We start from the raw sequence: 23137 nt of genomic DNA on the forward strand, positions 1-23137 counted from the left end.
GATGATCACACCGCGCGGCGGGCCGTCGGACGCGTATTACCAGCCGCGGTTGGCGTAGCGCTCGGTCTCCGGCAGGGTGTCGCAGTTGATGCCGACCATGGCCTCGCCCAGGTTGCGGGAGGCGTCGGCGATGATCTTCGGGTCGTCGAAGAAGGTGGTGGCCTTGACGATCGCGGCGGCGCGCTTGGCCGGGTCGCCCGACTTGAAGATGCCCGAGCCGACGAAGACGCCCTCGGCACCCAGCTGACGCATCAGCGCGGCGTCGGCCGGGGTGGCCACGCCACCGGCGGAGAACAGCACGACCGGCAGCTTGCCGAGCTCGGCGACCTCCTTGACCAGCTCGTACGGAGCGCGCAGCTCCTTGGCGGCCGCGTACAGCTCGTTGTTGTCGAAGCCGCGCAGCTTGGCGATCTCGTTCTTGATCTGGCGCAGGTGGCGGACCGCCTCGACGACGTTGCCGGTGCCGGCCTCACCCTTGGAACGGATCATGGCCGCGCCCTCGGCGATGCGGCGCAGCGCCTCGCCCAGGTTGGTGGCACCGCAGACGAAGGGGGTGGTGAACGCCCACTTGTCGGAGTGGTTGACCTCGTCGGCCGGGGTCAGCACCTCGGACTCGTCGATGTAGTCGACGCCCAGCGACTGCAGGACCTGCGCCTCGACGAAGTGGCCGATCCGGGACTTCGCCATGACCGGGATCGAGACCGCGGCGATGATCTCCTCGATCATGTTCGGGTCCGACATACGGGCCACGCCGCCGTCCTTGCGGATGTCGGCCGGCACGCGCTCCAGGGCCATGACGGCCACAGCGCCGGCGTCCTCGGCGATCTTCGCCTGCTCGGCGTTGACCACGTCCATGATCACACCGCCCTTGAGCTGCTCGGCCATGCCGCGCTTGACCCGGGCGGTACCGATCTGCGGCTGGTCTGCGGTGGTGGGGGTGGTGGACACGTGAGACCTCACTCGAAGATGAACCAGTGCTATCGCCCTATGGTAGGCGGAAGAAACGGCCCATCCATGCGCCATCAAGTCCAGCCCGTGTGACGGGATACGACAAACAGGCCGGATCGGGACCCACCCGCCACGGGCACACGTGCCGCCCCGGGACGCACGCCCACGCTACGCGGGCGCGCCCTCCGGAGTGAGCGCCGGCGGCGGCGCGTCGTCCATCTCGAAGGCCATCGGGAACGGCGCCTTGCCCGCCAGCCGGAAGTACCGCACCAGCCGGTGCTCCCGCACCGCCCGCGCCGCCCGCACCGCGTCGTTGTGGAACCGCCGCGCCATCGGCACCCGCCGGACCGCCGCCGTGAGGTCCCGCACCGCCTCCTCGCCGCCCGGCTCCGCCACCAGCACCGCCACCTGCTCCGGCTCCGCGAACACCGCCCGCAGCGCCAGGCTCAGCTGGCTCTCGGCCACCTCGCGCTGCTCGTCCTCCGCCTGCCGCGCCGCGTGCGCCGCGTCCAGCAGCAGCAGCGAGGCCGCCGGGTCCAGCAGCGAGGAGGTCGCCAGCTCCATCGCCACCGACGCCCGGCGGACCAGTTGCGCGTCCAGCGCCGCCCGGGCGGCGTCGATCCGGGCGTGCAGCCGGTCCAGCCTTCCGGCCGTCCAGCTCAGGTACATACCGAACAGCACCACGGCCACGCCGGCCCAGATCCACGTAGTCACGGGGCGCTACGCTACCGGGTGCCCGCGGGTCACCCCACGATCGCCGTGGTCCGGTACGCCTCACGGTCGATGTCGCGGACGTCCACCGCCAGCTGCAGCCGCTCCCCCGGGACCGGCTTCACCCGCTCGGCCAGCAGCGCCAGCACCCCGTCGGTGAGCGCCGCCTTCGCCTCCGGGGTCCGCCCCGGGAAGATCTGGAACTGGACGAACAGCTGCGCCTCGGAGCGCTCGCCGAAGCCCACCACGACCTCCGGATCGGTCTGCCGGAAGACCGTCTTGCAGCCCTGGGGCGAGGCGTTGATGGTCTCCACCGCGAGCCGGTTGATCGCCACGCCCAGCTCACGGCGGTCGAAGGAGCCGACCAGGCTCGGCGAGTAGTCGACGGAGATCTGCGGCATCGGGGCCTCCAGGTGGCACGGTCGGGACACGGGGCGTCGAACGACGTCGAGGTCGAGGTCGAACGGGAAAGCCGTACGACCCTAGCCGGGCCCTAACCGCGCCGCCCCGCCGTTCAGTCCCGGGCCAGCCCGAAGCGCCCCCGCCGGCGGCTGCGCTCGTCCTCCTCGACCACCGCGGCCGTGCCCGCCGTCACCGTCTCGTACACGGCCAGGATGTCCGCGCCCACCGTCGACCAGTCGAACCGCCGCACGTGCCGGGACGCCGCCTTCCGCAGCTCCTCCAGCCGCGCCGGGTCCCCCAGCAGCCGCAGCGCCGTCCGCGCCAGCGCGTCCGCGTCCTCCACCGGGAACAGCTCCCCCGCGTCCCCGCCGTCCAGCACCTGCTTGAACGCGTCCAGGTCGCTCGCCAGCACCGGCGCGCCCGCCGACATCGCCTCGACCAGGATGATCCCGAAGCTCTCGCCCCCGGTGTTGGGCGCCACGTACAGGTCCACGCTGCGCAGCAGCCGGGCCTTCTCCCGGTCGCTCACCATGCCGAGGAACTCCACCTGCGCGCGGACCTCCGGCGCCAGCCCGGCGACCGCCTCCTCCTCGTCGCCCTTGCCCGCCACCAGCAGCCGCACCCCGGGGCGCTCCGCCAGGATCCGCGGCAGCGCCGCCAGCAGCGTCGGCAGCCCCTTGCGCGGCTCGTTGATCCGCCCGATGAAGCCGATCGTCCCCGGCCGGCCCTCGGCCGCGCCGCCGGTCCAGCGCTCGTCCGCCTCGGCCTCCGCGAAGAAGCCCACGTCCACGCCGTTCGGGATCACCACCGCGTCGCCGCCCAGGTGCTCCACCAGGGTGCGCCGGGCGTACTCGCTCACGGCGATCCGCGCCCGCATCTTCTCCAGCCCCGGCTGGAGGATCGGCGAGGCCGCGATCATCGCCCGCGAGCGCGGGTTCGAGGTGTGGAAGGTGCCCACCATCGGCCCCGAGGCCGACCAGGCCGCCAGCATCGACAGGCTCGGCGAGGCCGGCTCGTGCACGTGCAGGATGTCGAAGCGCCCGTCGTTCAGCCACCGCCGCACCCGGGCCGCCGACAGGATCCCGAAGCTCAGCCGCGCCACCGAGCCGTTGTACGGCACCGCCACCGCCCGGCCCGCCGAGACCACGTACGGCGGCAGCGCCTCGTCGTCCTCGGCCGGCGCCAGCACCGACACCGTGTGGCCCAGGCCGATCAGGTGCTCGGCGAGGTCCCGGATGTGGAACTGCACGCCGCCGGGGACGTCCCAGTCGTACGGGCAGACGATGCCGATCTTCACGGGTCTCCTCGAAATCCTGCGGACGGTGCGGACGCCGCTACGGGCGGTACGTACGGCATGTGCGGCGGTACGGGCCGGACCGGGCTCAGGCCCCCGAGGCCTCGGCCGCCGGCTCGCCGGCCACCTCCGCCGACCGGGCGGCGGCCTCCCCCGCGACCGGCCCGGCGGCGCTCCCGGACTTGGCCCGCCCCGCCTCCACCGTCTCACGGACCGGAAGGTCGGAAAGCCAGAACCGCTGCAGCATGTGCCAGTCCTCCGGGTGCTCCCGGATCGCCTCCTCCCAGACCGAGGCCATCGCCTGCGTCATCGCCCTGGTCTTCTCCGCCCGGTCGCCCTCCGCCGGCACCGGCACCTCAGGATGGATCCGGCCCCGCAGCACCCGGCCCTCGTACCAGAGGGACACCGGCATCAGCGCCGCCCCGGTCCGCTGGCAGAGCGCCGCCGGACCGGCCGGCATCCGCGTCGCCTCACCGAAGAACGTCACCCCGATGCCCGCCTCCGAGAGGTCCCGGTCCCCCACCAGGCAGACCAGCTTCCCCGCCCGCAGCCGCCGCGCCAGCGTGCCCACCACGTTCACCGAGCCGCCGGTCAGCGCCAGCACCTCCATGCCCAGGCCCTCGCGGAACGCCACGAACCGGTCGAACAGCCGCTCCGGCTCCAACCGCTCCGCCACCGTCGTGAACGGGTATCCCAGGGAGGCCACCCAGGCCCCCGCGAGGTCCCAGTTGCCCATGTGCGGCAGCGCTATCACCGCGCCCCGACCGGAGTCCAGCGCCTCCTTCAGCTGCTCGAAGCCGTCCACCCGGACGTCCCGCAGCACCCGCTCGCGACCCCACACCGGCAGCCGGAACGACTCCTGCCAGTACCGCATGTACGAGCGCATGCCGGCCCGCGACAGCTCCCGCAGCCGGGCCTCGTCCGCCTCCGGGCACACCCGCAGCAGATTCGCCTCCAGTTGCAGCACCCGCTTGCCGCGCCGCCGCCACGCCGAGTCCGCCAGCCGGTCGAACAGCGCCCGCGCCGCGGACTCGGGCAGGTGCTTGAGCACCGCCCAGCCCGCCGCGTACGCCGAATACACCAGCCGGTCCACCAGCCGATCCACCAGTCGGTCCTTCACCTGCGGAACCGCCCCCTTCAGCTCCCGGCCGCCACGCGGTCCGCCTCGAACGCCTCACGGCGCACGGTCACCATCCGCTGGACCACCGTCACCAGACTTCCGACCGCCACCAGCCACAGCGCCACCGGCAGCAGCCACTCCACGTACGGCACGCCGAACGTGGCCAGACCCGCCACACCGGCCGCCACCAGGCTGATCACCAGCCGCTCGGCCCGCTCCACCAGCCCCGACACGTCGCACGGCAGCCCCTGGCTCTCGGCCCGCGCCTTGGTGTACGACACCACCAGGCCGCTCGCCAGGCAGAACACCGCCACGGCGCACAGCAGGTCGTTGTCACCCTTGCCCGCGTACCACATCGCCATGCCGCCGAAGATCGCCGCGTCCGCGACCCGGTCCAGCGTCGAGTCCAGGAACGCGCCCCACCTGCTGGACCGCCCCAGCTGCCGCGCCATGTTCCCGTCCACCAGGTCCGAGAAGATGAACAGCGTGATCGTGATGGTGCCCCAGAAGAACTCCCCGCGCGGGAAGAACACCAGTGCGCCCGTCACCGAACCGGCCGTGCCGACCAGCGTCACGGTGTCCGGGCTCACACCCAGCCGGATCAGGAACGCGGCGAACGGGGTCAGGACACGTGTGAAGAAGGCACGCGCGTATTTGTTGAGCATGGCCTTCCTGACCGCTCCGATCTCCCTGGTACCCGCCTGCGGCGCGGAGCGCGGCAGACCACCGGACGGATCAGCCGATCCGGCGCACCCATGGTAGCCACGCCCGCCGACACTCCTCGCCCACGCACCACCCGGCCGTGGCTCGCGCGCCCCCTCGATCCCCCGCACCTAGACTCTTACCGACAGCCTCGGCGCCACGGGAGGAGACCCCGATGCCCGACCGCAGCACCGCACGGGCCGGCCAGGCCCCCGCCGTCGCCGGACCGCACGACCTGCGCAACGTCGTCCTGATCGGCTGCGCCGGCGTGGGGAAGACCACCCTCGCCGAGTCCCTCGCCTTCGCCGCCGGCGCCGTCGGCCGCCCCGGCAAGGTCGCCGACGGCACCACCGTCTCCGACCACGAGGCCGTCGAGCACCAGCAGCAGCGCTCCGTCCAGCTGTCCGTGCTCCCCCTCGAATGGCACGGCGTCAAGATCAACCTGATCGACCCGCCCGGCCACCCCGACTTCGCCGCCGACCTGCGCGCCGCCCTGCACGCCGCCGACGCCGCCGTCTTCGTGGTCTCCGCCACCGACCCCGTCACCGCCCCCACCCGGGCCCTGTGGCGCGAGTGCGCCGCCGAGAACATCCCGCGCGCCATCGCCGTCGCCAAGCTCGACATCGCCCGCGGCAGCCTCGACGACATCCTCACCGCCTGCCACGACGCCTTCGACCTGGGCCCCGACACCCTCCGGCCGCTCTTCCTCCCCGTCCACCACGACGGGCACCCCGACGGCAGCGTCGACCTCCTCACCGGCCACACCTACGGCCGGGCCGAGCCCCTCCCCGACACCGGGCCCGCCCGCGAGAGCCTCGTCGAAGCCATCTCCGGCCAGGACGACAGCCTCATGGAGCAGTACCTGGCCGGCGAGGCCCCCGACACCGACTCCCTCGAAGCCGGCATGCGCCGCGAAGTCCTCGCCTGCACCCTCCACCCCGCCGTCCCCACCAGCGAGCACGGCCTCGGCGCCACCGAACTCCTCGACCTCATCACCACGGCCTTCCCCGACCCCACCGAACGCACCCGCCCCGCCCCCGTCTGCGACCCCGACGCCCCCCTCGCCGCCCAGGTCGTCCGCGTCACCGGCGACGCCTACGTCGGCCGGGTCAGCCTGCTGCGCGTCTACGCCGGCACCCTGCGCCCCGACACCCGCATCCGCCTCACCGGCCCCGAGCACCCCGCCGACCAGGACGCCGAGGAACGCGTCACCGCCCTCACCAGCCCCTTCGGCAAACTCCAGCGCCCCGTCCCGCACGCCGTCGCCGGCGATCTCGTCTGCGCCGCCAAACTCACCACCGCCCGCGCCGGCGACACCGTCCAGGAACCCGGCCACACCGTCGAACTCGACACCTGGACCCTCCCCGACCCCCTCCTGCCGATCGCCGTCGAGGCCCACAGCAAGGCCGACGACGACAAGCTCTCCCAGGCCCTCGCCCGGCTCGCCGCCGAGGACCCGGCCCTGCGCCTCGAACAGAACGCCGACACCCACCAGCTCGTCCTCTGGTGCACCGGCGAGGCCCACGCCGACGCCGTCCTCGACCGGCTCCGCAACCGGCACGGCGTCCACGTCGACACCGTGCCGCACAAGGTCGCCCTGCGCGAGACCTTCGGCACCGCCGCCGCCGGCCACGGACGCCTCGTCAAGCAGTCCGGCGGCCACGGCCAGTACGCCATCTGCGAGTTGGAGGTCGAACCCCTCCCCGCCGGCTCCGGCTTCGAGTTCCAGGAGCACGTCGTCGGCGGCGCCGTCCCCAAGCACTTCATCCCCTCCGTCGAGAAGGGCGTCCGCGCCCAACTCGCCAAGGGCGTCGCCACCGGCCACCCGCTCGTCGACATCCGGGTCACCCTCACCGACGGCAAGGCGCACTCCGTCGACTCCTCCGACTCCGCCTTCCAGAACGCCGCCGCCCTCGCCCTGCGCGACGCCGCCGGACACGCCGTCATCCGGCTGCTCGAACCCGTCGCCGCCGTCAGCGTCCTGCTCCCCGACGACTACCTCGGCGCCGTCCTCGGCGACCTCTCCGCCCGCCGCGGCCGCGTCCTCGGCACCGAGACCGCCGGCACCGGCCTCACCCTGCTGCGCGCCGAGGTCCCCGAACTCGAACTCGCCCGCTACCCCGTCGACCTGCGCTCGCTCACCCACGGCACCGCCGAGTTCAGCCGCGCCCACCTGCGCCACGAACCGATGCCCGCCGCAGTCGCCGCCCGGTACGCCGACCAGGACTAGGGCCTTTTCGGCGCGCGGGCCGTCAGCGCCGCGGCAGCGCGCAGGCCGGCGTCCCGCCCGGCATCCGGTGCCGGTTCCGCGCCACCCACCGGTAGGCCAACGCCGCCACCGGCCGCACCGGCGCCAGCGCCAGCACCCCGCCCAGGTACGCCCACGCGCCGCCCGACCGCATCAACAGCCGGGCCACCGCCTGCGCCCCGCCGTACACCCGGCCCGCCGGTGTCACCCACAGCACTTCGCGCTCCGCGCGCTCCCAGGACACCTCCCCGCGCCCCCCGGCGACGGCGTCCAGCCCCGCCAGGTCCGCGAACTGGAACGGCACCGCCTCCCAGCCGCCCGAGGCCAGCGTCTGCCGCAGATAGCGCTCCGCCCAGGTCGCGCACGTCGTACAGAACGCGCAGTCCCCGTCGAAGACCAGAACCGGATCCGTCAGCGCATCGCTCTCCATGCCGCCCATCGTGCCCCATCCGGCCCGGCCGGCGGCCCCCGGGGCGCGTCGAACAGCCGAAACGTGGGCATCATGCCCCACGGGCCCGGCGTGGCCCGTTCGTGACGGCACTTCAGACGATCATGCCCGCACCGGTACCCCGGCGCGGTACCCTGCCGCAGGACAAGGGGAGGAGGGGACGCCACCGTGACCACACTCGACATGACCCCGGGTGCGCAGATACCCCGGACCGACGCCGGCCCGCAGACCGCCGGCACCCAGGCGCTCTCCTCGGCCGCGTACCGGGACGGCAAACTCACCGAGGACGCCGGCAAGCTCGACGGAGCCACCGCGAAGAAGGGCCGCTTCGCCCTCTTCGCCCCCAACTTCGGCGAGGCCTTCAGCAAGGCGCTCATCTCCCGCGCGCTCGGCGGCGACCGCAAGCCCCTGGTGCCCTCCTTCGGCGTCGACACCCGCCAGGTCGTCGAGCACTGCCTCGCCGCCGAGGAGGTCCGCAAGGGCCGCGACCGGCAGCTGTCCACCATCTCCGTCGTCACCGGCCTGCTCTGCCTGCCCGGCACCCTGATCTGGCTCGGCGCCTTCCAGCTCCGCGCCTGGCTCAAGCGCGACAACCCCAAGAACGCCGGCGCGTACGGGGCCGTCGTCCTCGCCCTCGCCGCCGCCCTCGCCGTCCTGCTCGCGATCAAGCCCCCGGCCGGCGGCATCCTCGGCCTCTACCTGCGGGTCGTCATGCTCGCCCCGGTCATCGGCTGGTACCTCGCGAAGCGCATCGTCGTCCGCACCGCCGTCGACCTGCGCGCCCGCTGGCTGCAACTCGTCGAGGGCAACGCCGTCGCCGCGACCGTCCCGATGGCCGTCCCCCGCGACGACCTCGACAAGAAGGCCGCCGACCTGCGGGCCAAACTCGGCCGACTGGAATCCGAGCAGGAGACCAACGTCCAGCACTACGCCGGCCCCAAGGGCATCCTCGGCGCCGGCCGCCGCTGGGGCGAGTGGAAGCTCATCGACACCCTGCGCCCCGCCGAGGGCCAGATCGACTTCCGCCAGTTCCACCCCTGGGACCTCGTCCGCAAGATCTCCGGCCACCTCAAGGCCCTCGGCATCAGCGAGGTCGCCGCCAGCGGCATCCCCGACGTCCGGGTCAAGCAGTGGGTGGTCTTCGAGGTCGGCGAGAGCGCCGACGAGATCAGCCGCCCCGGCAGCGCCGACATGGACGGCGACCACATGCGCGACTTCGCCGTCCAGGCCATCGCCGACAAGCAGACCTTCACCGGCGGCCCCCGGCACTACCTCGCCACCCAGTTCATCACCCACGACGGCAAGCTCGTGCTGACCTTCACCGTCACCGTGATACTGCTCGCCAACACCCTCAACATCACCGTCGCCGGCTACGCCCTCGGCCCGATCAACGGCTACTTCTTCGACAAGCCCAAGGACAAGGAGAAGTCGGTCGCCAAGACCGTGCGGTTCTGGGAGGAGCGCACGGTCAAGCTCCCGCTGATCGACAACGACGAGGTCGTCCGGCAGGCCGTCCGCGCCCCCTTCTACCGGATGCCCGGCCTGCTCTCCTGGCTCGGCGGCGGCCTCGGCCTGCCCGAGCCCTTCGGCCTCCGGCACATCTGGGCCGGCCCGCCCTGGGGCACCCGCAGCATGGCCGACAACGCGCTCAACGTCTCGCACCCGGTGATCGGCGCCGTCCACACCGCGACGATGGAGTTCCTCGCCGAGCACGACCTCGACACCGAGCGCGCCTTCAAGGGCCGCGCCGCCGGCCTCAAGGCCGAGGCCCAGGGCAGCCGGCCGTTCAAGGTCGACCAGTACGACGCCTGACCGTGCCTGACCGCGCCCGACCGGCCCGCGACAGACGGAAGGGCCCCCGCCGACTCGCGTCGACGGGGGCCCTTCGGCGTCCTTCCGGTCAGCCCACCCGGTCAGCCCGCCGGCCAGGCCTCGGACAGCATCTTCCGGGTGTCCGCCAGCAACTGCGGCAGCACCTTGGTGTGGCCGACCACCGGCATGAAGTTGGTGTCCCCGCCCCAGCGCGGCACCACGTGCTGGTGCAGGTGCGCCGCGATACCGGCCCCGGCCGCCGTCCCCTGGTTCATGCCGATGTTGAAGCCGTGCGCACCCGAGGCCGCGCGCAGCGCCGTCATCGCCTTCTTGGTGAACACCGCCAGCTCGGCCGTCTCCGCCTCGTCCAGCTCGGTGTAGTCCGCCGCGTGCCGGTACGGGACCACCATGAGGTGGCCGCCGTTGTACGGGTACAGGTTGAGCACCGCGTACACGGCGCTCCCGCGCGCGACGACCAGCCCGTCCTCGTCGCTCAGCGACGGGATCGAGCAGAACGGACAGTCGTCGGGAGCCGGGCCGGTGGGCTTGTTCTCGCCCTGGATGTAGGCCATCCGATGGGGGGTCCACAGGCGGCGGAAGCCGTCCGGCTCCCCGACGCCCCGCTGCAGTTCCGGCTCAGTCGTCATGCTGATCAGCATATTCGCCCGACCGTGGATGCAAAGCCGCGCGGGGCGGACTCCCGAAGGAGCCCACCCCGCGAACCGCGCACCGGCGACGGCGTCAGACCTGGATCCGGCGCTCCACCGCGTCCACGATCTCGGCGACCGCGGCGGCCAGCGGGACACCGTTCTTCTGCTCGCCGTTGCGGTAGCGGAAGGAGACCGCGCCCGCCTCGACGTCGTCGTTGCCCGCGATCAGCATGAACGGCACCTTGCTGCGCTGCGCGTTGCGGATCTTCTTCTGCATCCGGTCGTCCGAGGTGTCCACCTCGACCCGGATCCCGCGCTTCTTCAGCTCGGCCGCGACCTCCAGCAGGTACGGCACGTGCTCGTCGGTGATCGGGATGCCGGTCACGGTGACCGGGGCCAGCCACGGCGGCATGGCGCCGGCGTAGTGCTCCAGCAGCACCGCGAAGAACCGCTCGATCGAGCCGAACAGCGCACGGTGGATCATGACCGGCCGCTGGCGCGAGCCGTCCGCCGCCGTGTACTCCAGGTCGAAACGGACCGGCAGGTTGAAGTCCAGCTGGATGGTCGACATCTGCCAGGTGCGGCCGATGGCGTCCCGCGCCTGCACCGAGATCTTCGGGCCGTAGAAGGCCGCGCCGCCCGGGTCCGGGACCAGCGGCAGGCCCTGCTTCTCGGCCACGGCGGCGAGGACGGCGGTGGCCTCCTCCCACGTCTCGTCGTCACCGACGAACTTCTCCGGGTCCTTGGTGGACAGCTCCAGGAAGAAGTCGGTCAGGCCGTAGTCGCGCAGCAGGTTGAGCACGAAGGTGAGGGTCGAGTCGAGCTCGTCCGCCATCTGCTCGCGGGTGCAGTAGATGTGCGCGTCGTCCTGGGTGAAGCCGCGGGCGCGGGTCAGACCGTGCACCACACCGGACTTCTCGTACCGGTACACCGTGCCGAACTCGAACAGACGCAGCGGCAGTTCACGGTACGAGCGGCCGCGCGCGTCGAAGATCAGGTTGTGCATCGGGCAGTTCATCGGCTTGAGGTAGTAGTCCACGCCCTCGTCGAGCTGCATGGGCGGGTACATACCGTCCGCGTACCAGTCCAGGTGGCCGCTCTTCTCGAAGAGCTTCCCCTTGGTGGCGTGCGGGGTGTAGACGAACTCGTAGCCCTCCTCCTCGTGCCGGCGGCGCGAGTAGTCCTCCATGGCGCGGCGGATGATGCCGCCCCGGGGGTGGAAGACGGCGAGGCCGGAGCCGATCTCCTCGGGGATGGAGAAGAGGTCGAGCTCGTTGCCGAGCTTGCGGTGGTCGCGCTTGGCGGCCTCCTCCAGGAACTCCAGGTGCGCCTTGAGCTCGTCCTTGCTCGGCCACGCGGTGCCGTAGAGGCGCTGGAGCATCGGGTTGCGCTCGCTGCCGCGCCAGTAGGCGGCGGCCGAGCGCATGATCTTGAACGCCGGGATCATCCGGGTGCTCGGCAGGTGCGGGCCGCGGCAGAGGTCGCCCCAGCACAGCTCGCCGGACTTCGGGTCCAGGTTGTCGTAGATGGTGAGCTCGCCGGCGCCCACCTCGACGTCGGCGCCCTCGCCGGCGGTGGCGGCGGAGCCCTTGAGGCCGATCAGCTCCAGCTTGTACGGCTCGCCGGCGAGCTCCTCGCGGGCGGCCTCGTCGGTGACCACCCGGCGGGAGAACTTCTGCCCCCGCTTGATGATCTCCTGCATCTTCTTCTCGATGGCCTTGAGGTCATCGGGGTGGAACGGCTTCTCGACGTCGAAGTCGTAGTAGAAGCCGTCCTTGACCGGCGGGCCGATGCCGAGCTTGGCCTCCGGGAAGAGCTGCTGCACGGCCTGGGCCATGACGTGCGCGGTGGAGTGGCGCAGGATGTCCAGACCGTCGGGGCTGCCGATCGCGACCGCCTCGACCTCCTCGCCGTCCTGGACGACGTGGGCGAGGTCCTTGAGCTGACCGCCGACCCGGGCGGCGATGATCGAGCGGTCGTCGGCGAAGAGCTCGGCGGCCGTAGTGCCCGTGGTCACCACGCGCTCTTCCCGATCGGGTTCGCGGTTGATGATTACCCGGACGTCCGTCACCGGTCTCTCCTGACGTGCTGGATTCAGAGGACGCAGCACTGCGCTGCGCCTGACGATGGTACCGAGACCGGTGGCCCCACCGTCACCTCCGTACCCCGACTACGCCTCCCGCCCCTCCCCCAGCGACTTCAGCAGCCGCTCCCGCTCGGCGTCCTCCAGTCCGCAGGGCTCCAGACCGGTGGGCCGGGTGAGCCTGCGGAAGCCGCCGCGCCGTTCCAGCCGACCGCTGACCCGCACGGGGCTGCCGGCCAGGTGGGCCTCGGCGGCCAGCCGGTAGGCGGCGTCGGGCAGTCGGACCCTGACCTCGTCGACCTCGGCGCCGCCGAGCACCCGCAGGCGCACGCTGCCGGGCCCGGCAAGGTCGGCGCGCTTGAGGCGGACGACGAGGCCGACGACGGTGACGGCGACGGCGGGTTCGAGGCGTTCGAGCAGCTCGGCGGCCTCGGCGAGGGCGGGCAGGTCGCCGGGCGAGAACTCGACCGCGATCCGGCGGTCGCCGAAGCCGCCCGGGGTGCCGGCGGCGGCCGACCAGGCGACGGCGAACCGGCCGGCGGTGGCGCCGCGCACGAGCTCCCGGACGGCGTCGACCAGCTCGCGGCTGACGCCGGACAGGACGGCGTTCTCGAAGGCCTCGGCGCCGCCGCTCACCCGGCGGTAGTCGACGGCGTCGCGCAGCGCCTCCAGGGCGCGGACCAGGGTGGTGATCGCCGCCCGGCCCTCGGGGGCGGGGCTGTACGCGGTGAGGCCGGGGCCGTCGGCGACGACCAGGACGCGGTCGAGGAAGTCGCCGGCCCAGGCGTCCAGGCGGGCGCCGAAGTAGGCGGCCCGGGTGCGGCCGGCCTTGGCGCCGGCGGCGAGCATGGCACGGGCGGCGAGCCGGAGCCGTTCGGCGTCCTCCCAGGGCGTGGCGCCGGAGGCGGCGGCCCCGGGCGGTCCGGCCGGGTCGCGGCGCCACTGGAGCTCGTCGCCGGGGACGGCGAGGGCGAGCAGGATGGCGCGGGCGGACGGGCTGGCGGAGCGGGAGAGCGCGGTGACGGCGTCGGTGAGCAGGTCGACCGCGTCGTCGAAGCCGTCGCCGGCCGGGACGAGCAGGCTGACGCCCGGGTCGGTGCCCTCGGGGGGCGTCCAGCGCCCGTAGCGGGCGGAGGGTCCGCCGCGCCGGACCCAGCCGTGCCGGGCGAGCAGGGTGGCGAGCACCGCCGGGTCGACGGCGGCCGGGTCGGGCAGCGGTCCGCTGAGCGCGGGGACCGGCGGCGGCCGGTGGGGCAGTGTCATGGGGCGGGGCTCCTCCCGGCCGGGGGCCGGGCCGTCACGGGCTGCCGCCCGCGCCGACCCGGGCCATGATGTCGCACAGGGCGCGGTCGTCGAAGACCTTCGCGGTGGGGACACGGACGTTGGTCCGGCGCTGCCCGGTGACGGGGTGGCCGGCCAGGTTGACCCAGTAGCAGCAGTGCCGCAGTTCCAGGGCGTCGGGCCGGGCGGCGAGCCAGCGGTCGACCCGGCGGGGCAGCAGCATCACGACCAGGATCCGGGGCACGGCGACCCGGGGGCGGGCGAGCTTGCGCAGGTGGTCGTTGTCCAGGGTGAAGGAGAAGAACACGCCGCGCGGATCGGGCGCGATCTGCTGGGTGGCCTTCAGCTGGATCTTGACGGTGACCTCGTCGTCGACCTCGTGGCTGCGCGAGCCGTGGCTGACGTGCCAGTCGATGCCGTTGTCGGGGAACGGCTGGGAGAGCGAGCAGCCGGCCGCGGCGGCGACCGCGTGCAGATAGCCGACCTGGAGCGTCTCCATGCAGGCCGTCACCGCCAGATCGCCCCGCAGGACGGCCGCCGCCCCCTCGGGCTGCGGCTGCGTCAGCGCCATGACCGTCCGTCCTCCCCCGTCCCCCGGGCCGGTCCGGACTCGAACACGGCACCCGTGGGCAGGGTGCCCGGCCGGTGTCGCGCCAAACGGTTGAGGGGGCGTCAGGGGCGGGTATCACCCGGTCGGGAACGCGCTGTTTTCGAGGGGCAGTCATGCAGCAGCACTGGTTCACCGGCCCGCTCGCCTCCTTCGACACCGAGACCACCGGCGTGGACGTCGAGACCGATCGCATCGTCTCGGCCGCCCTGGTCGTCCAACCCGCCCCGGGCGCCGCCCCGATGGCGACCAGCTGGCTCGCCGACCCGGGCGTGCCGATACCCGACGGCGCCCGCGCGGTGCACGGCATCGACGACGCGAGGGTGCGGGCGTTCGGACGCCCGGCGCCGGCGGTGGTGGCCGAGGTGGCCGCCGCGCTGGCCGAACAGGCCCGGGCCGGGCGGCCGGTGGTGGTGATGAACGCGCCGTACGACCTGACGCTGCTGGACCGCGAGCTGCGCCGGCACCGGGGGACGTCGCTGGCCGAGGTGACCGGCCCGGCGGCGCTGCTGGTGCTGGACCCGCGGGTGCTGGACAAGCACGTGGACCGCTACCGCCGGGGCCGGCGGACGCTGACCGACCTGTGCGGGCACTACGGGGTGGAGCTGACCGGGGCGCACGACGCGGCGGCGGACGCGACGGCGGCCCTGGAGGTGGTGCGGACGATCGGCGCCCGGTACCCGGGGGCGCTGGGCGGGCTGACGGCGGCGGAGCTGCATCTGCGGCAGGCGGTCTGGCACGCGGCGCAGGCGCGGGGGTTGCAGGCCTGGTTCGACCGGTCGGGGGCGGACGAGCGGGTGGACCTGTCCTGGCCGATGCGGCCGGCCCGGTGCGGTTGCGGGCGTCGGCTGTCGCCGGACCACGAGTGCGAGGTGGCGGCGTAGGCGGTCCGGGGTCCGACGCGGCCTCGACGTCCACGAACGCCGCAGGCCCTGACCGGTATCCCGATCAGGGCCTGCGTGCTGTCCGGTGGGCGATACTGGGATCGAACCAGTGACCCCTTCGGTGTGAACGAAGTGCTCTCCCGCTGAGCTAATCGCCCGGGCAACGAGAAGAACTGTAGCACCATTCGGGGGGTGTCGTACAACTCGTTCGGGGAGCGCCACCCGACGCATCCGCAGAACTCGCGCTCCGCACGGAAGGTGACTGAGCCTCAGCGTATTCCCCGACACTGTTTCACCGGATTGCGGAAATACATGTGAGGCCCAGCCGATAATCGGCTGGGCCTCACATATCACAATGCATTCCGGTGGGCGATACTGGGATCGAACCAGTGACCCCTTCGGTGTGAACGAAGTGCTCTCCCGCTGAGCTAATCGCCCGGGTGCAGGGAAAACATTACCGCATCCCGGAGGGTGCTCCGAACCCGCTCCGCCCCCGGCACCGCACCCGCTCCCCCGGCGACGCCGTCACCCGGACGGCCCCGCCCGGAGGACCGGCGGACGGCTCAGTCCTCGTGGATCTTCCAGGGCATGACCAGCCCGTACTTCCACAGGTACCAGCCGCCGAGCGCCGCGATCAGCGCCAGGCCGATCGCGGTGAGGGTCAGGTTGCGGCGCCGGACCTTCGGGTCCAGGGCCTTCTGGGCGGCCTCGGCCACCTTGCGGCGGGTCCAGCGCAGCGCCAGCTGGGCCCAGACGAACTCGGTGGCCCAGACGCCCATGCCGAGGAAGATGACCACCCAGCCGGGGCCGGGCAGCGGCAGCATGATCACGCCGAGCACCACGACCGCGAGGCCGACCAGGAAGACGGCCACCTGCCAGCTCAGGTGCAGCGGGCGGGAGCGGCGGATGAAGAGCGGGGCCCGCGAGCCGAGCGGCTTGCCGCCGTCCGCCCCCTCCCCGCCGGGCTCCCCGCCCCCGTCGTCCGCCCCCGTCGGCACCCCCGTGTCGTCCGGCACGATCCCGTCCTCCGTTCCGGTGTTCCCGGCCGCGTCACCGCGTGCCTTGTCGCTTCGCACAGTCATGCCAGGAAACTAACCGAGAAGGGCCCAGGTAATCGCCCGGCGGCCGGTCTGTGGCGATTCCGCAATGCGCCGTAAGGGGTACGACTCGCGCCCGAATCGGGACAGAGGGGTTTACATCGGTCGTAGAGGTGGGATGGTCCGTTCGCCGACGTGCGATTCCCCGAGCGCACACTGAGCGAAAGGCCATGGCGCTTATGAACACCACGGTCAGCTGCGAGCTGCACCTGCGCCTCATCGTGTCCAGCGAGTCCTCACTGCCCGTCCCCGCGGGCCTGCGCTACGACACCGCCGACCCCTATGCCGTGCACGCCACGTTCCACACCGGCGCCGACGAGACCGTGGAGTGGGTGTTCGCCCGAGATCTCCTTGCGGAGGGGCTGCACCGACCCACCGGTACCGGCGACGTCCGGGTCTGGCCGTCGCGCAGCCACGGGCAAGGGGTGGTCTGCATCGCCCTGAGCTCTCCGGAAGGAGAAGCCCTGCTGGAGGCCCCGGCCCGGGCGCTTGAGTCGTTCCTCAAGCGGACGGACGCCGCCGTGCCCCCCGGCACCGAACACCGTCACTTCGACCTCGACCGGGAGCTGTCCCACATCCTCGCCGAAAGCTGACCCCGCCAGGGAGGCGGTCACGCCCCGCTTGTCGGCGGGGTCGTAGCCCCTGCCGTCACCGCAGCCGTCCTACTCGGGGGCACGGCAGCAGACTCAGCCGCGTACGACGCGGTCTCGGGGCCGGTGATGAAACGGTTCACCCGTACCGGGGTGGGCCCGCAGCACCGCACGCGCCCGGCATCGGAGCCGGCCATCCCACGGGTGGCCGGCCTCGCTGCCGGGCGCGACCGTTTTTACCGGGCTCGACCTTTGCCGGGCTCGACCTTTGCCGGACTCGACCGCTTTCCCGGGCGGACGGCACCGGAGCACGGCATCCTGGAGGAAGCTCCGTACGAACTGACGAAATCCGTACGTATCTTCGAAGCAAGCCACCACCGGACCCCTCGCCGCCCCGGTAGGGTCTGGGAATGACCCGTAGTCGCGGGGTGCCCACGGCCCCCTACGCCTCCGCACGAGGAGCCTCCAGGTGCTGATCACCCATGACACCGAGTGCGCCCTCAGCATCCTCGTCGAGCTGCTCAACACCGCACCCGAGGTGTGCGGCACCGAGCTGCTGCCCGACACCGCCGCGCTCGACGCCTTCGTGGTCCGGCAGGAGATCAGCGAGGTCGACTCGCTCACCGACGACGACCTGCGCCAGGTGCAGGAACTGCGCTCCCGGCTGCGCGAGGTCTTCGGCACCGATTCCACCGAGGAGGCCGCCGAGCTGGTGAACGCCCTGGTCGCGGCGGCCGGGACGACACCCCGGCTGACCAACCACGACCACCACGGGTGGCACATCCACTACTTCGCGCCGCACGCCGCCCTCGGCGACCACCTGGCCGCCGAACTGGGCATGGCGCTGGCGTTCATCCTCACCGCGGGCGAGCGCGAGCGGCTGCGCCGCTGCGAGGCACCGGACTGCGCGCGGATCTTCGTCGACCTCTCGCGCAACCGTTCACGCCGCTACTGCGACAGCCGGACCTGCGGGAACCGGCTGCACGTGGCCGCGTACCGGGCCCGCCAGCGCTCGGCGGACGCGGTGACCCCGGCCTGACCGGCCTGAGCCGCCGGGGACGGGGGCCGGGGCGGGGCGCTCAGATGCCGCGCCGGCGCAGGATCTCCTCGATGTCGGCGAACTCGTCGAGACCGTCGCCGCCCTTGCCTCCCTTGCCTCCCTTCCCTGCCTTCCCGGCCTTGCCCGCCGCGGCCTGCTCGGCCGGCTTGGCCTGCGCGGCCTCGCGGGTGCGCTGCGGGGCCGGTTCGGCGGCGGGAGCCACGGCCGGACGGGCCGGGGCGGGCCCGGCGGCCGGACGGGCCCCGCTCCCGCCGGTCACCGCTCCGCGGCGGCCCACCCAGCGGGTGGTGACCAGCAGACCGGCCGAGACGGCCAGCAGCACGATGCCGGTCCACACCCGGGGATCGAGGACGAGCTTGGTCGCCCAGTCGGCGAGCTCGTCGCCGATGGTCCGGGCCACCGGGAACAGGCCGGTCAGGTAGAGGCCGACGGGCAGCAGCGCGACGGCGAACCAGCGGGTCGCGGAGAGGAAGCGCCGGCGGTAGGCCCGCAGGCCGGCCACGGCCACTCCCGCCGCGCTGAGCGCGATACTGACCGCCGCCGTCAGCACGGCCGCCTCCCCTCGCCCGGCGCCGCCGCCCTCGCTGGGCGGGCCGGGACGGTGCTCGTCGGGCTGGTGCTCATCAGGACGGTGCTCGTCGGGCTGTTATTGGTCGGGATGCTGCCGGTCGGGCTCGTCGCGGCCGCCACCGCCGCCGTCGCCCCTCCCGTCGGACTGATCATTTCCGCGGACCTCCCGTCGCTCCGGTCTGGCCGGGCCCGGCCGCCGGAACGGCGCACGGCCCACAGATGAAACACTGAAGGCATGATCGAAGGTTCCCTCCCCCGTCTCGAGTTCTGGTGCGAGCTCCAGTGCCCGGACTGCCGCACCGCTCTCGACGACGTCCGCGCGCTGCGCGCCCGCTACGGCGACGCCCTGTCGATCGAGCTGCGGCACTTCCCGCTGGAGAAGCACAAGCACGCCTACGCCGCCGCCGAGGCCGCCGAGGAGGCGTTCTCCCAGGGCCTGGGCTGGCCCTTCGTCGAGGCGCTGCTGGCCCGGGTCGAGGACCTGGAGGCGCGCGGCACCGAGGTGCTGCTGGAGGTCGCCCGCGAGGTCGGGGTGGACGTCGAGGAGGTGGACACCGCGCTGGTGGACGGCCGGCACATGCTGACCGTGGACGCCGACCAGGCGGAGGGCCGGGCGATCGGCGTCAAGGGCACGCCGACCTATGTGATCGGCGGGCAGCGGTTCGACGGCGGGCAGAGCCAGGACGGGCTGCTGGACCGCATCGTCGCCGCCGTCGAGGCCGCCAGGGCCTCCTGACCCGGGCCCGGTTCACCGGCTTTCAGCGGCTCACAGGAGCGGCTTGCCGTAGACCCGGTTGGTGACCCGGTAGCCGAGCGACTCGTACAGGCGGATCGCGACCTCGTTGCCGCTGAAGACGTTCAGCCCGAGGTCGCGGACGCCGGCGGCGAGGCACTCGCGCTCGGCGACCCGCATCAGCGTCCGCCCGTGACCGTGCCCCCGGTGGGCGTCGGCCACCTCGACCACCATGACCCAGCCGAGCGGGGCGCCGTCGGACAGCTCGCGCAGGCGCAGCGCCAGCCAGAGCGAGCCCAGCGGCTCCTCGCCCGTCCCGAGGAGGCGGCGCAGCGCGACGCCCGGGGTGCCGGCGCCCTGCGGCAACAGCGTCAGATGGTCGGCCTCGGCCTTGGCGCGGGCCTGTTCCTCGCCGAGCCCGGAGGCCAGCAGGTCACGCAGGTAGCCGGCCTTGGCCTCGGCCAGCCAGGCCGGGAACTCGGCGGCGCCGATCGGGCGCGCGGCGACGCCGCCCGGCAGCGCGGGCGGCCCGTCGAGCCGCTTGATCATGTTCCGCATCCGCTCGGTGTAGCCGAGGGTCGCCGCGAGCGAGCGGGCGACCCGCGCGGTCTCCGGGATGTCGGCGTCGACCCGGATGCAGCCCCAGCCGCGCAGCACCTCCTCGGCGGCCAGCGCGCCGATCGTCCCGCGCCCCCGGCCGCGTCCGCTGTGCACCTCCAACTCGGCTATCTCACCCCAGAGTTGGTCGCCGCGCGGGACGGCGGTGGTGCGCAGCCCGCCGACTTGGCGGCCGTTGACGCAGATCTGCCAGCGTCTGGTGCGGCCGCCCGCGGCGGTGGGGGTCTCCGGGCTCTCGGGGCGCAGGGTGATGGTCATGTCGAGGTCCCTTCCCCGCCGTCCGGGTCTTCTACCGGTCGGGACGCCGGAGCCCCCGCCGGGCATTCCCGCGACGGGGGCTCGGGCGCCCGGCCCGGGGCCGGCTCCGTTGGGGGCCAGGGCCCGTCTTCAGACCCCCGTCGTCCGCCCGGAGGGCGGGCGGGGCGGCGTTGATGGGCCCCTCCTGCCCGTGGGCGGGCAAGGAGGGAGCGTGCATCGGCGGCGCCGAGGAGGGAGTCCATGCGGTGGGGGCACCTCCCGGCCGGAGGCTGGGGGCCATCGGCGACTGACGAGAAGCCGTCGAGGTGCGTGCCCCGGCGTCAGCCCGCAGGCGGGGGTCTGAAGACGGGCCCTAGGGGTCGAGGTCGTCGCCGCTGCGCTGGGTGAAGGTCGCCATGGCCTTGAGGGTGACCGGGCCGGGGCCGGCGAGCTCGTGGTCGTCGACCCGGGTGACGGCCTGGACGTCGCGCAGGGTGGAGGTCAGGAAGATCTCGTCGGCCTCGCGGAGGGCGTCGAGCGGCAGGTCGGCCTCCTCGGCGCCGCACCAGTCGACGACGAGCTGCCGGGTGATGCCGGCCAGGCAGCCGGAGGAGAGCGGCGGGGTGAGCAGCCGGCCGCCGAGGACGACGAAGACGTTGGAGCCGGTGCCCTCGCAGAGCCGGCCCGCGGTGTTGGCGAAGAGCGCCTCGGAGGCCCGGGCGCGGTGGGCGGCGGCGAGGGCGACGACGTTCTCGGCGTACGAGGTGGTCTTGAGGCCGGCGACGGCGCTGTGCTCGTTGCGGCGCCAGGGGACGACGGCGACGGCGGTGGTGTCGGGTCGGCGGGCGGCGGTGCCGAGGGAGGCCACCAGGGTGGGGGCTTCGTCGCCGCGCTCGGAGCCGAGCGGCGCGGTGCCGCCGGTGTAGGTGACGCGCAGGCGGCCGAGCGGCATCGGGTTGGCGGCGAGGACGGCGGCGCAGGCCTCGCGGACCCGGTCGTGGTCGGGGTCGGGCAGGCCGAGGCCGCGGGCGGAGCGGGTGAGCCGGTCGAGGTGGCGGGTGAGGGCGAAGGCCGTGCCGTCGACGGCCTTGAGGGTCTCGAACACGCCGTCGCCGGTGGTGAGTCCGTGGTCGAGGACGGACAGGGCCGGGTCCGCGGAGTCGACGAGGGTGCCGTTGACCCAGCTGGTGGTCGGGTGCTGCATCGCGGGGTGCTCCTCGCGGGGACGGGCACGGGCCGACCCGGTCCGGTGGCGGCGCCGGGTCGGGCCCGTGTCGGGTTCAGTCGGGTTCAGTCGGTGTCGGGGTGGGGCCCGGCACCCGACGCTATCGCGACCAGGCGGGCCGCCTTCAGTTCGGTTTCCGCCCATTCCCGGTCGGGGTCGGAGTCCCAGGTGATGCCGGCGCCGGTGCCGAAGCGCAGTTCGGGCGCCGCCGGGTCGGTCCGGTCGATCCAGAACGTGCGGATGCCGACGGCGAGTTCGGCCTCGCCGCGGTCGGCGTCGACCCAGCCGACGGCGCCGCAGTAGGGGCCGCGCGGGGCGGTCTCCAGGGCCTCGATGATCCGCAGGGCGCTGGACTTGGGGGCGCCGGTGACCGAGCCGGGCGGGAAGGTGGCGGTGAACAGTTCGGGCCACCCGGCGTCCTCCCGCAGGGTGCCCTCGACGGTGGAGACCAGGTGGACCAGGCCGGGGTGCTTCTCGACCGCGCACAGGTCGGGCACGGTGACGGTGCCGGTGGCGCAGACCCGGCCGAGGTCGTTGCGGACCAGGTCGACGATCATCACGTTCTCGGCGTGGTCCTTGTCGAGCAGGTCGTGCTCGGTGCGGCCGGTGCCCTTGATCGGGCCGGAGGAGACGGTGCGGCCGGCGCGGCGCAGGTAGAGCTCGGGCGAGGCGGTGGCGATCTCCACCCCGTGGCCGGGCAGCCGGATAGTTCCGGCATGGGGGGCGGGGTTGCCGTGGGCGAGCAGGCCGGTGAGCGCGTCGATGTCGGAGCGGTCCGGGTCGGGCAGTGGCGCGGAGAGCACCCGGCAGAGGTTGGCCTGGTAGACCTCGCCGGTCGCGATGTGCTCGCGGATCCGGCGCACGCCCGCGGTGTAGGCGGCGCGGTCGAGCGAGCTGCGCCAGCCGCCGGCGGACGGGCCGAGCCAGCCGGCGCCGGAGGGCGGGGCGGGGGCCGGGCGGACGTCGTCGAAGCGGGCGCAGGTGAGCCGGCCCTCGAAGTCGTGGACGACGGCCCACCAGCCGGTGGAGTCCAGCGCGGCCGGGTCCGAGGTGATGTCGCGCAGTCCGGTTGCGAGACGGCCGCCGAAGCGGGCGAGGGGCTGCGGGGGGACGGGGTGGCCGGACACGGTTCTCCTGCACAGGGGCTTTGCGCGGTTGCGGTGCCTGAAGTGTAGGTCGAGGGGAGTAAGCAGAGTCGGGCGTCGCGCGGGCGTACGCGGGGTGACCTGCGGGTGTCACTCAGGGTGTCCCGCCGCCCCCGGCACCTCCGTCCGGGCCGGTCGGGCCCGGGGCGGCGGGGGAGCCCCGGGCGGCGACGCGGCGGGCACGCTGCGGGAACGGATTTTTAGCTGGCCCGGGAATCCGCTAGAGTTCAACACGTCGCCAGGGAGCGCGGCCGGGAAACCGGTGAAGATCCCCAGGAGACAGGCGGACGTGGCTCAGTTGGTAGAGCATCACCTTGCCAAGGTGAGGGTCGCGAGTTCGAATCTCGTCGTCCGCTCGGTGAAGGACAGTGTAAGATCGTCCTTCTAGTGTTGCCTGGTGGAGTGGCCGAGAGGCGAGGCAACGGCCTGCAAAGCCGTGTACACGGGTTCAAATCCCGTCTCCACCTCCAAGAGGATCACCCGGTTCCACCGGGTGGCCTTCTCGCGCGATTAGCTCAGCGGGAGAGCACTACCTTGACACGGTAGGGGTCACTGGTTCAATCCCAGTATCGCGCACGTCAGGCCCTCAGGGGTCTGCTGCAGAACCGCCTTACCAGGCGCGATTAGCTCAGCGGGAGAGCACTACCTTGACACGGTAGGGGTCACTGGTTC

General features: G+C 73.2%; 22 protein-coding genes and 6 tRNA genes (1 of these 28 cut by a window edge). 10 read left to right on the forward strand and 18 right to left on the reverse strand.

The genetic code is table 11. The features are described 5' to 3' along the window. Positions 1–36: 36 nt before the first annotated feature. From pdxS to pgsA, 6 genes are all read right to left on the reverse strand, one after another. Positions 37–948 (reverse strand): pyridoxal 5'-phosphate synthase lyase subunit PdxS, encoded by a 912-nt coding sequence (gene pdxS, locus ACFP3U_RS09580; RefSeq protein ID WP_030258885.1) that lies wholly within the window; start codon positions 946–948, stop codon positions 37–39. A 168-nt stretch (positions 949–1116) separates the two neighbouring features. After that, positions 1117–1617: a hypothetical protein gene (locus ACFP3U_RS09585; protein WP_051768364.1), complete on the reverse strand. Its 501-nt coding sequence runs from the start codon at positions 1615–1617 to the stop codon at positions 1117–1119. 74 nt (positions 1618–1691) lie between these two features. Continuing rightward, positions 1692–2060, reverse strand: coding sequence for a 5-carboxymethyl-2-hydroxymuconate Delta-isomerase (locus ACFP3U_RS09590; protein WP_380224880.1), 369 nt, complete (start codon positions 2058–2060; stop codon positions 1692–1694). A 113-nt stretch (positions 2061–2173) separates the two neighbouring features. Next, a complete protein-coding gene (locus ACFP3U_RS09595; RefSeq protein ID WP_380224881.1) occupies positions 2174–3358 on the reverse strand; it encodes a glycosyltransferase family 4 protein in 1185 nt (394 codons plus the stop codon). Between the two features lie 85 nt (positions 3359–3443). After that, positions 3444–4451 (reverse strand): phosphatidylinositol mannoside acyltransferase, encoded by a 1008-nt coding sequence (locus ACFP3U_RS09600; RefSeq protein ID WP_380224911.1) that lies wholly within the window; start codon positions 4449–4451, stop codon positions 3444–3446. Between the two features lie 41 nt (positions 4452–4492). Further along, complete coding sequence (pgsA, locus tag ACFP3U_RS09605) at positions 4493–5140, reverse strand: phosphatidylinositol phosphate synthase (protein ID WP_380224882.1); 648 nt, start codon at positions 5138–5140, stop codon at positions 4493–4495. A gap of 212 nt (positions 5141–5352) precedes the next feature. Here pgsA and ACFP3U_RS09610 point away from each other — a divergent pair, with 212 nt between their 5' ends. Then, complete coding sequence (locus tag ACFP3U_RS09610) at positions 5353–7407, forward strand: elongation factor G-like protein EF-G2 (protein WP_380224883.1); 2055 nt, start codon at positions 5353–5355, stop codon at positions 7405–7407. A 22-nt stretch (positions 7408–7429) separates the two neighbouring features. Here the strand turns inward: ACFP3U_RS09610 and ACFP3U_RS09615 are convergent, their stop codons facing one another. Beyond that, complete coding sequence (locus ACFP3U_RS09615; RefSeq protein WP_380224884.1) at positions 7430–7855, reverse strand: thiol-disulfide oxidoreductase DCC family protein; 426 nt, start codon at positions 7853–7855, stop codon at positions 7430–7432. A gap of 186 nt (positions 7856–8041) precedes the next feature. On the opposite strand from ACFP3U_RS09615, the gene ACFP3U_RS09620 reads away from it, so the two are divergent. Further along, on the forward strand, positions 8042–9685 hold the full coding sequence (locus tag ACFP3U_RS09620) for a hypothetical protein (RefSeq protein ID WP_380224885.1): 1644 nt from the start codon (positions 8042–8044) through the stop codon (positions 9683–9685). A gap of 101 nt (positions 9686–9786) precedes the next feature. Here ACFP3U_RS09620 and ACFP3U_RS09625 read toward each other — a convergent pair whose 3' ends face one another. The 4 genes from ACFP3U_RS09625 to ACFP3U_RS09640 all read right to left on the reverse strand — a co-directional run bounded on the left by ACFP3U_RS09625 (position 9787) and on the right by ACFP3U_RS09640 (position 14270). Continuing rightward, positions 9787–10344 carry an HIT family protein gene (locus ACFP3U_RS09625; RefSeq protein ID WP_380224886.1) on the reverse strand — a complete coding sequence of 186 codons (558 nt, stop codon included), beginning with the start codon at positions 10342–10344 and terminating at the stop codon, positions 9787–9789. Between the two features lie 82 nt (positions 10345–10426). Beyond that, positions 10427–12406, reverse strand: a complete 1980-nt coding sequence (thrS, locus tag ACFP3U_RS09630) for a threonine--tRNA ligase (protein WP_380224887.1) — start codon at positions 12404–12406, stop codon at positions 10427–10429. A gap of 99 nt (positions 12407–12505) precedes the next feature. Next, positions 12506–13681 (reverse strand): hypothetical protein, encoded by a 1176-nt coding sequence (locus tag ACFP3U_RS09635; protein WP_380224888.1) that lies wholly within the window; start codon positions 13679–13681, stop codon positions 12506–12508. A 34-nt stretch (positions 13682–13715) separates the two neighbouring features. Next, entirely contained in the window at positions 13716–14270 is a 555-nt protein-coding gene (locus ACFP3U_RS09640) for a DUF4365 domain-containing protein (protein WP_380224890.1), read from the reverse strand. 152 nt (positions 14271–14422) lie between these two features. Here ACFP3U_RS09640 and ACFP3U_RS09645 point away from each other — a divergent pair, with 152 nt between their 5' ends. Next, complete coding sequence (locus tag ACFP3U_RS09645; RefSeq protein WP_380224891.1) at positions 14423–15190, forward strand: exonuclease domain-containing protein; 768 nt, start codon at positions 14423–14425, stop codon at positions 15188–15190. An 86-nt stretch (positions 15191–15276) separates the two neighbouring features. On the opposite strand, the gene ACFP3U_RS09650 is transcribed toward ACFP3U_RS09645, so the two are convergent. The 3 genes from ACFP3U_RS09650 to ACFP3U_RS09660 form a co-directional block, all read right to left on the reverse strand. Continuing rightward, positions 15277–15348 (reverse strand) — tRNA-Val (locus ACFP3U_RS09650). Between the two features lie 208 nt (positions 15349–15556). Then, positions 15557–15628 (reverse strand) — tRNA-Val (locus ACFP3U_RS09655). A gap of 125 nt (positions 15629–15753) precedes the next feature. Then, positions 15754–16272 carry a TIGR02611 family protein gene (locus tag ACFP3U_RS09660; protein ID WP_380224892.1) on the reverse strand — a complete coding sequence of 173 codons (519 nt, stop codon included), beginning with the start codon at positions 16270–16272 and terminating at the stop codon, positions 15754–15756. Between the two features lie 194 nt (positions 16273–16466). Here ACFP3U_RS09660 and ACFP3U_RS09665 point away from each other — a divergent pair, with 194 nt between their 5' ends. Further along, complete coding sequence (locus ACFP3U_RS09665; protein ID WP_030056266.1) at positions 16467–16880, forward strand: SsgA family sporulation/cell division regulator; 414 nt, start codon at positions 16467–16469, stop codon at positions 16878–16880. A gap of 466 nt (positions 16881–17346) precedes the next feature. Continuing rightward, the gene (locus tag ACFP3U_RS09670) at positions 17347–17916 is read left to right on the forward strand and encodes a CGNR zinc finger domain-containing protein (protein WP_380224893.1); all 570 of its coding nucleotides are present in this window, start codon (positions 17347–17349) and stop codon (positions 17914–17916) included. Positions 17917–17956: 40 nt separating this feature from the next. Here the strand turns inward: ACFP3U_RS09670 and ACFP3U_RS09675 are convergent, their stop codons facing one another. Further along, a complete protein-coding gene (locus tag ACFP3U_RS09675; RefSeq protein WP_380224894.1) occupies positions 17957–18487 on the reverse strand; it encodes a hypothetical protein in 531 nt (176 codons plus the stop codon). 255 nt (positions 18488–18742) lie between these two features. Between ACFP3U_RS09675 and ACFP3U_RS09680 the strand changes: the two genes are divergently transcribed. After that, the gene (locus tag ACFP3U_RS09680) at positions 18743–19243 is read left to right on the forward strand and encodes a DsbA family protein (RefSeq protein ID WP_380224895.1); all 501 of its coding nucleotides are present in this window, start codon (positions 18743–18745) and stop codon (positions 19241–19243) included. Between the two features lie 30 nt (positions 19244–19273). On the opposite strand, the gene ACFP3U_RS09685 is transcribed toward ACFP3U_RS09680, so the two are convergent. From ACFP3U_RS09685 to ACFP3U_RS09695, 3 genes are all read right to left on the reverse strand, one after another. Further along, a complete protein-coding gene (locus tag ACFP3U_RS09685; RefSeq protein ID WP_380224896.1) occupies positions 19274–20116 on the reverse strand; it encodes a GNAT family N-acetyltransferase in 843 nt (280 codons plus the stop codon). A 352-nt stretch (positions 20117–20468) separates the two neighbouring features. Next, complete coding sequence (locus tag ACFP3U_RS09690; protein WP_380224897.1) at positions 20469–21299, reverse strand: aminotransferase class IV; 831 nt, start codon at positions 21297–21299, stop codon at positions 20469–20471. An 86-nt stretch (positions 21300–21385) separates the two neighbouring features. Next, positions 21386–22447, reverse strand: coding sequence for a chorismate-binding protein (locus ACFP3U_RS09695; RefSeq protein ID WP_380224898.1), 1062 nt, complete (start codon positions 22445–22447; stop codon positions 21386–21388). A gap of 301 nt (positions 22448–22748) precedes the next feature. Here ACFP3U_RS09695 and ACFP3U_RS09700 point away from each other — a divergent pair. The 4 genes from ACFP3U_RS09700 to ACFP3U_RS09715 form a co-directional block, all read left to right on the forward strand. Further along, a tRNA-Gly gene (locus tag ACFP3U_RS09700) sits at positions 22749–22821 on the forward strand. 40 nt (positions 22822–22861) lie between these two features. After that, positions 22862–22935 (forward strand) — tRNA-Cys (locus tag ACFP3U_RS09705). A gap of 34 nt (positions 22936–22969) precedes the next feature. Next, positions 22970–23041 (forward strand) — tRNA-Val (locus ACFP3U_RS09710). Between the two features lie 41 nt (positions 23042–23082). Continuing rightward, positions 23083–23137, forward strand: a tRNA-Val gene (locus ACFP3U_RS09715) (it continues 117 nt past the right edge of the window).

The organism is Kitasatospora misakiensis, from assembly GCF_042656005.1.
GTDB classification, from domain to species: Bacteria; Actinomycetota; Actinomycetes; order Streptomycetales; family Streptomycetaceae; genus Kitasatospora; species Kitasatospora misakiensis.

Coding starts and splice junctions, on each gene's coding strand:
- pgsA (WP_380224882.1), bottom strand. CDS start 5,140: ATGCTCAACAAATACGCGCGTGCCTTCTTCACACGTGTCCTGACCCCG.
- ACFP3U_RS09585 (WP_051768364.1), bottom strand. CDS start 1,617: ATGTACCTGAGCTGGACGGCCGGAAGGCTGGACCGGCTGCACGCCCGG.
- ACFP3U_RS09625 (WP_380224886.1), bottom strand. CDS start 10,344: ATGCTGATCAGCATGACGACTGAGCCGGAACTGCAGCGGGGCGTCGGG.
- ACFP3U_RS09610 (WP_380224883.1), top strand. CDS start 5,353: ATGCCCGACCGCAGCACCGCACGGGCCGGCCAGGCCCCCGCCGTCGCC.
- ACFP3U_RS09685 (WP_380224896.1), bottom strand. CDS start 20,116: ATGACCATCACCCTGCGCCCCGAGAGCCCGGAGACCCCCACCGCCGCG.
- ACFP3U_RS09590 (WP_380224880.1), bottom strand. CDS start 2,060: ATGCCGCAGATCTCCGTCGACTACTCGCCGAGCCTGGTCGGCTCCTTC.
- ACFP3U_RS09690 (WP_380224897.1), bottom strand. CDS start 21,299: ATGCAGCACCCGACCACCAGCTGGGTCAACGGCACCCTCGTCGACTCC.
- ACFP3U_RS09665 (WP_030056266.1), top strand. CDS start 16,467: ATGAACACCACGGTCAGCTGCGAGCTGCACCTGCGCCTCATCGTGTCC.
- ACFP3U_RS09640 (WP_380224890.1), bottom strand. CDS start 14,270: ATGGCGCTGACGCAGCCGCAGCCCGAGGGGGCGGCGGCCGTCCTGCGG.
- ACFP3U_RS09660 (WP_380224892.1), bottom strand. CDS start 16,272: ATGACTGTGCGAAGCGACAAGGCACGCGGTGACGCGGCCGGGAACACC.
- ACFP3U_RS09680 (WP_380224895.1), top strand. CDS start 18,743: ATGATCGAAGGTTCCCTCCCCCGTCTCGAGTTCTGGTGCGAGCTCCAG.
- ACFP3U_RS09615 (WP_380224884.1), bottom strand. CDS start 7,855: ATGGAGAGCGATGCGCTGACGGATCCGGTTCTGGTCTTCGACGGGGAC.
- ACFP3U_RS09635 (WP_380224888.1), bottom strand. CDS start 13,681: ATGACACTGCCCCACCGGCCGCCGCCGGTCCCCGCGCTCAGCGGACCG.
- ACFP3U_RS09645 (WP_380224891.1), top strand. CDS start 14,423: ATGCAGCAGCACTGGTTCACCGGCCCGCTCGCCTCCTTCGACACCGAG.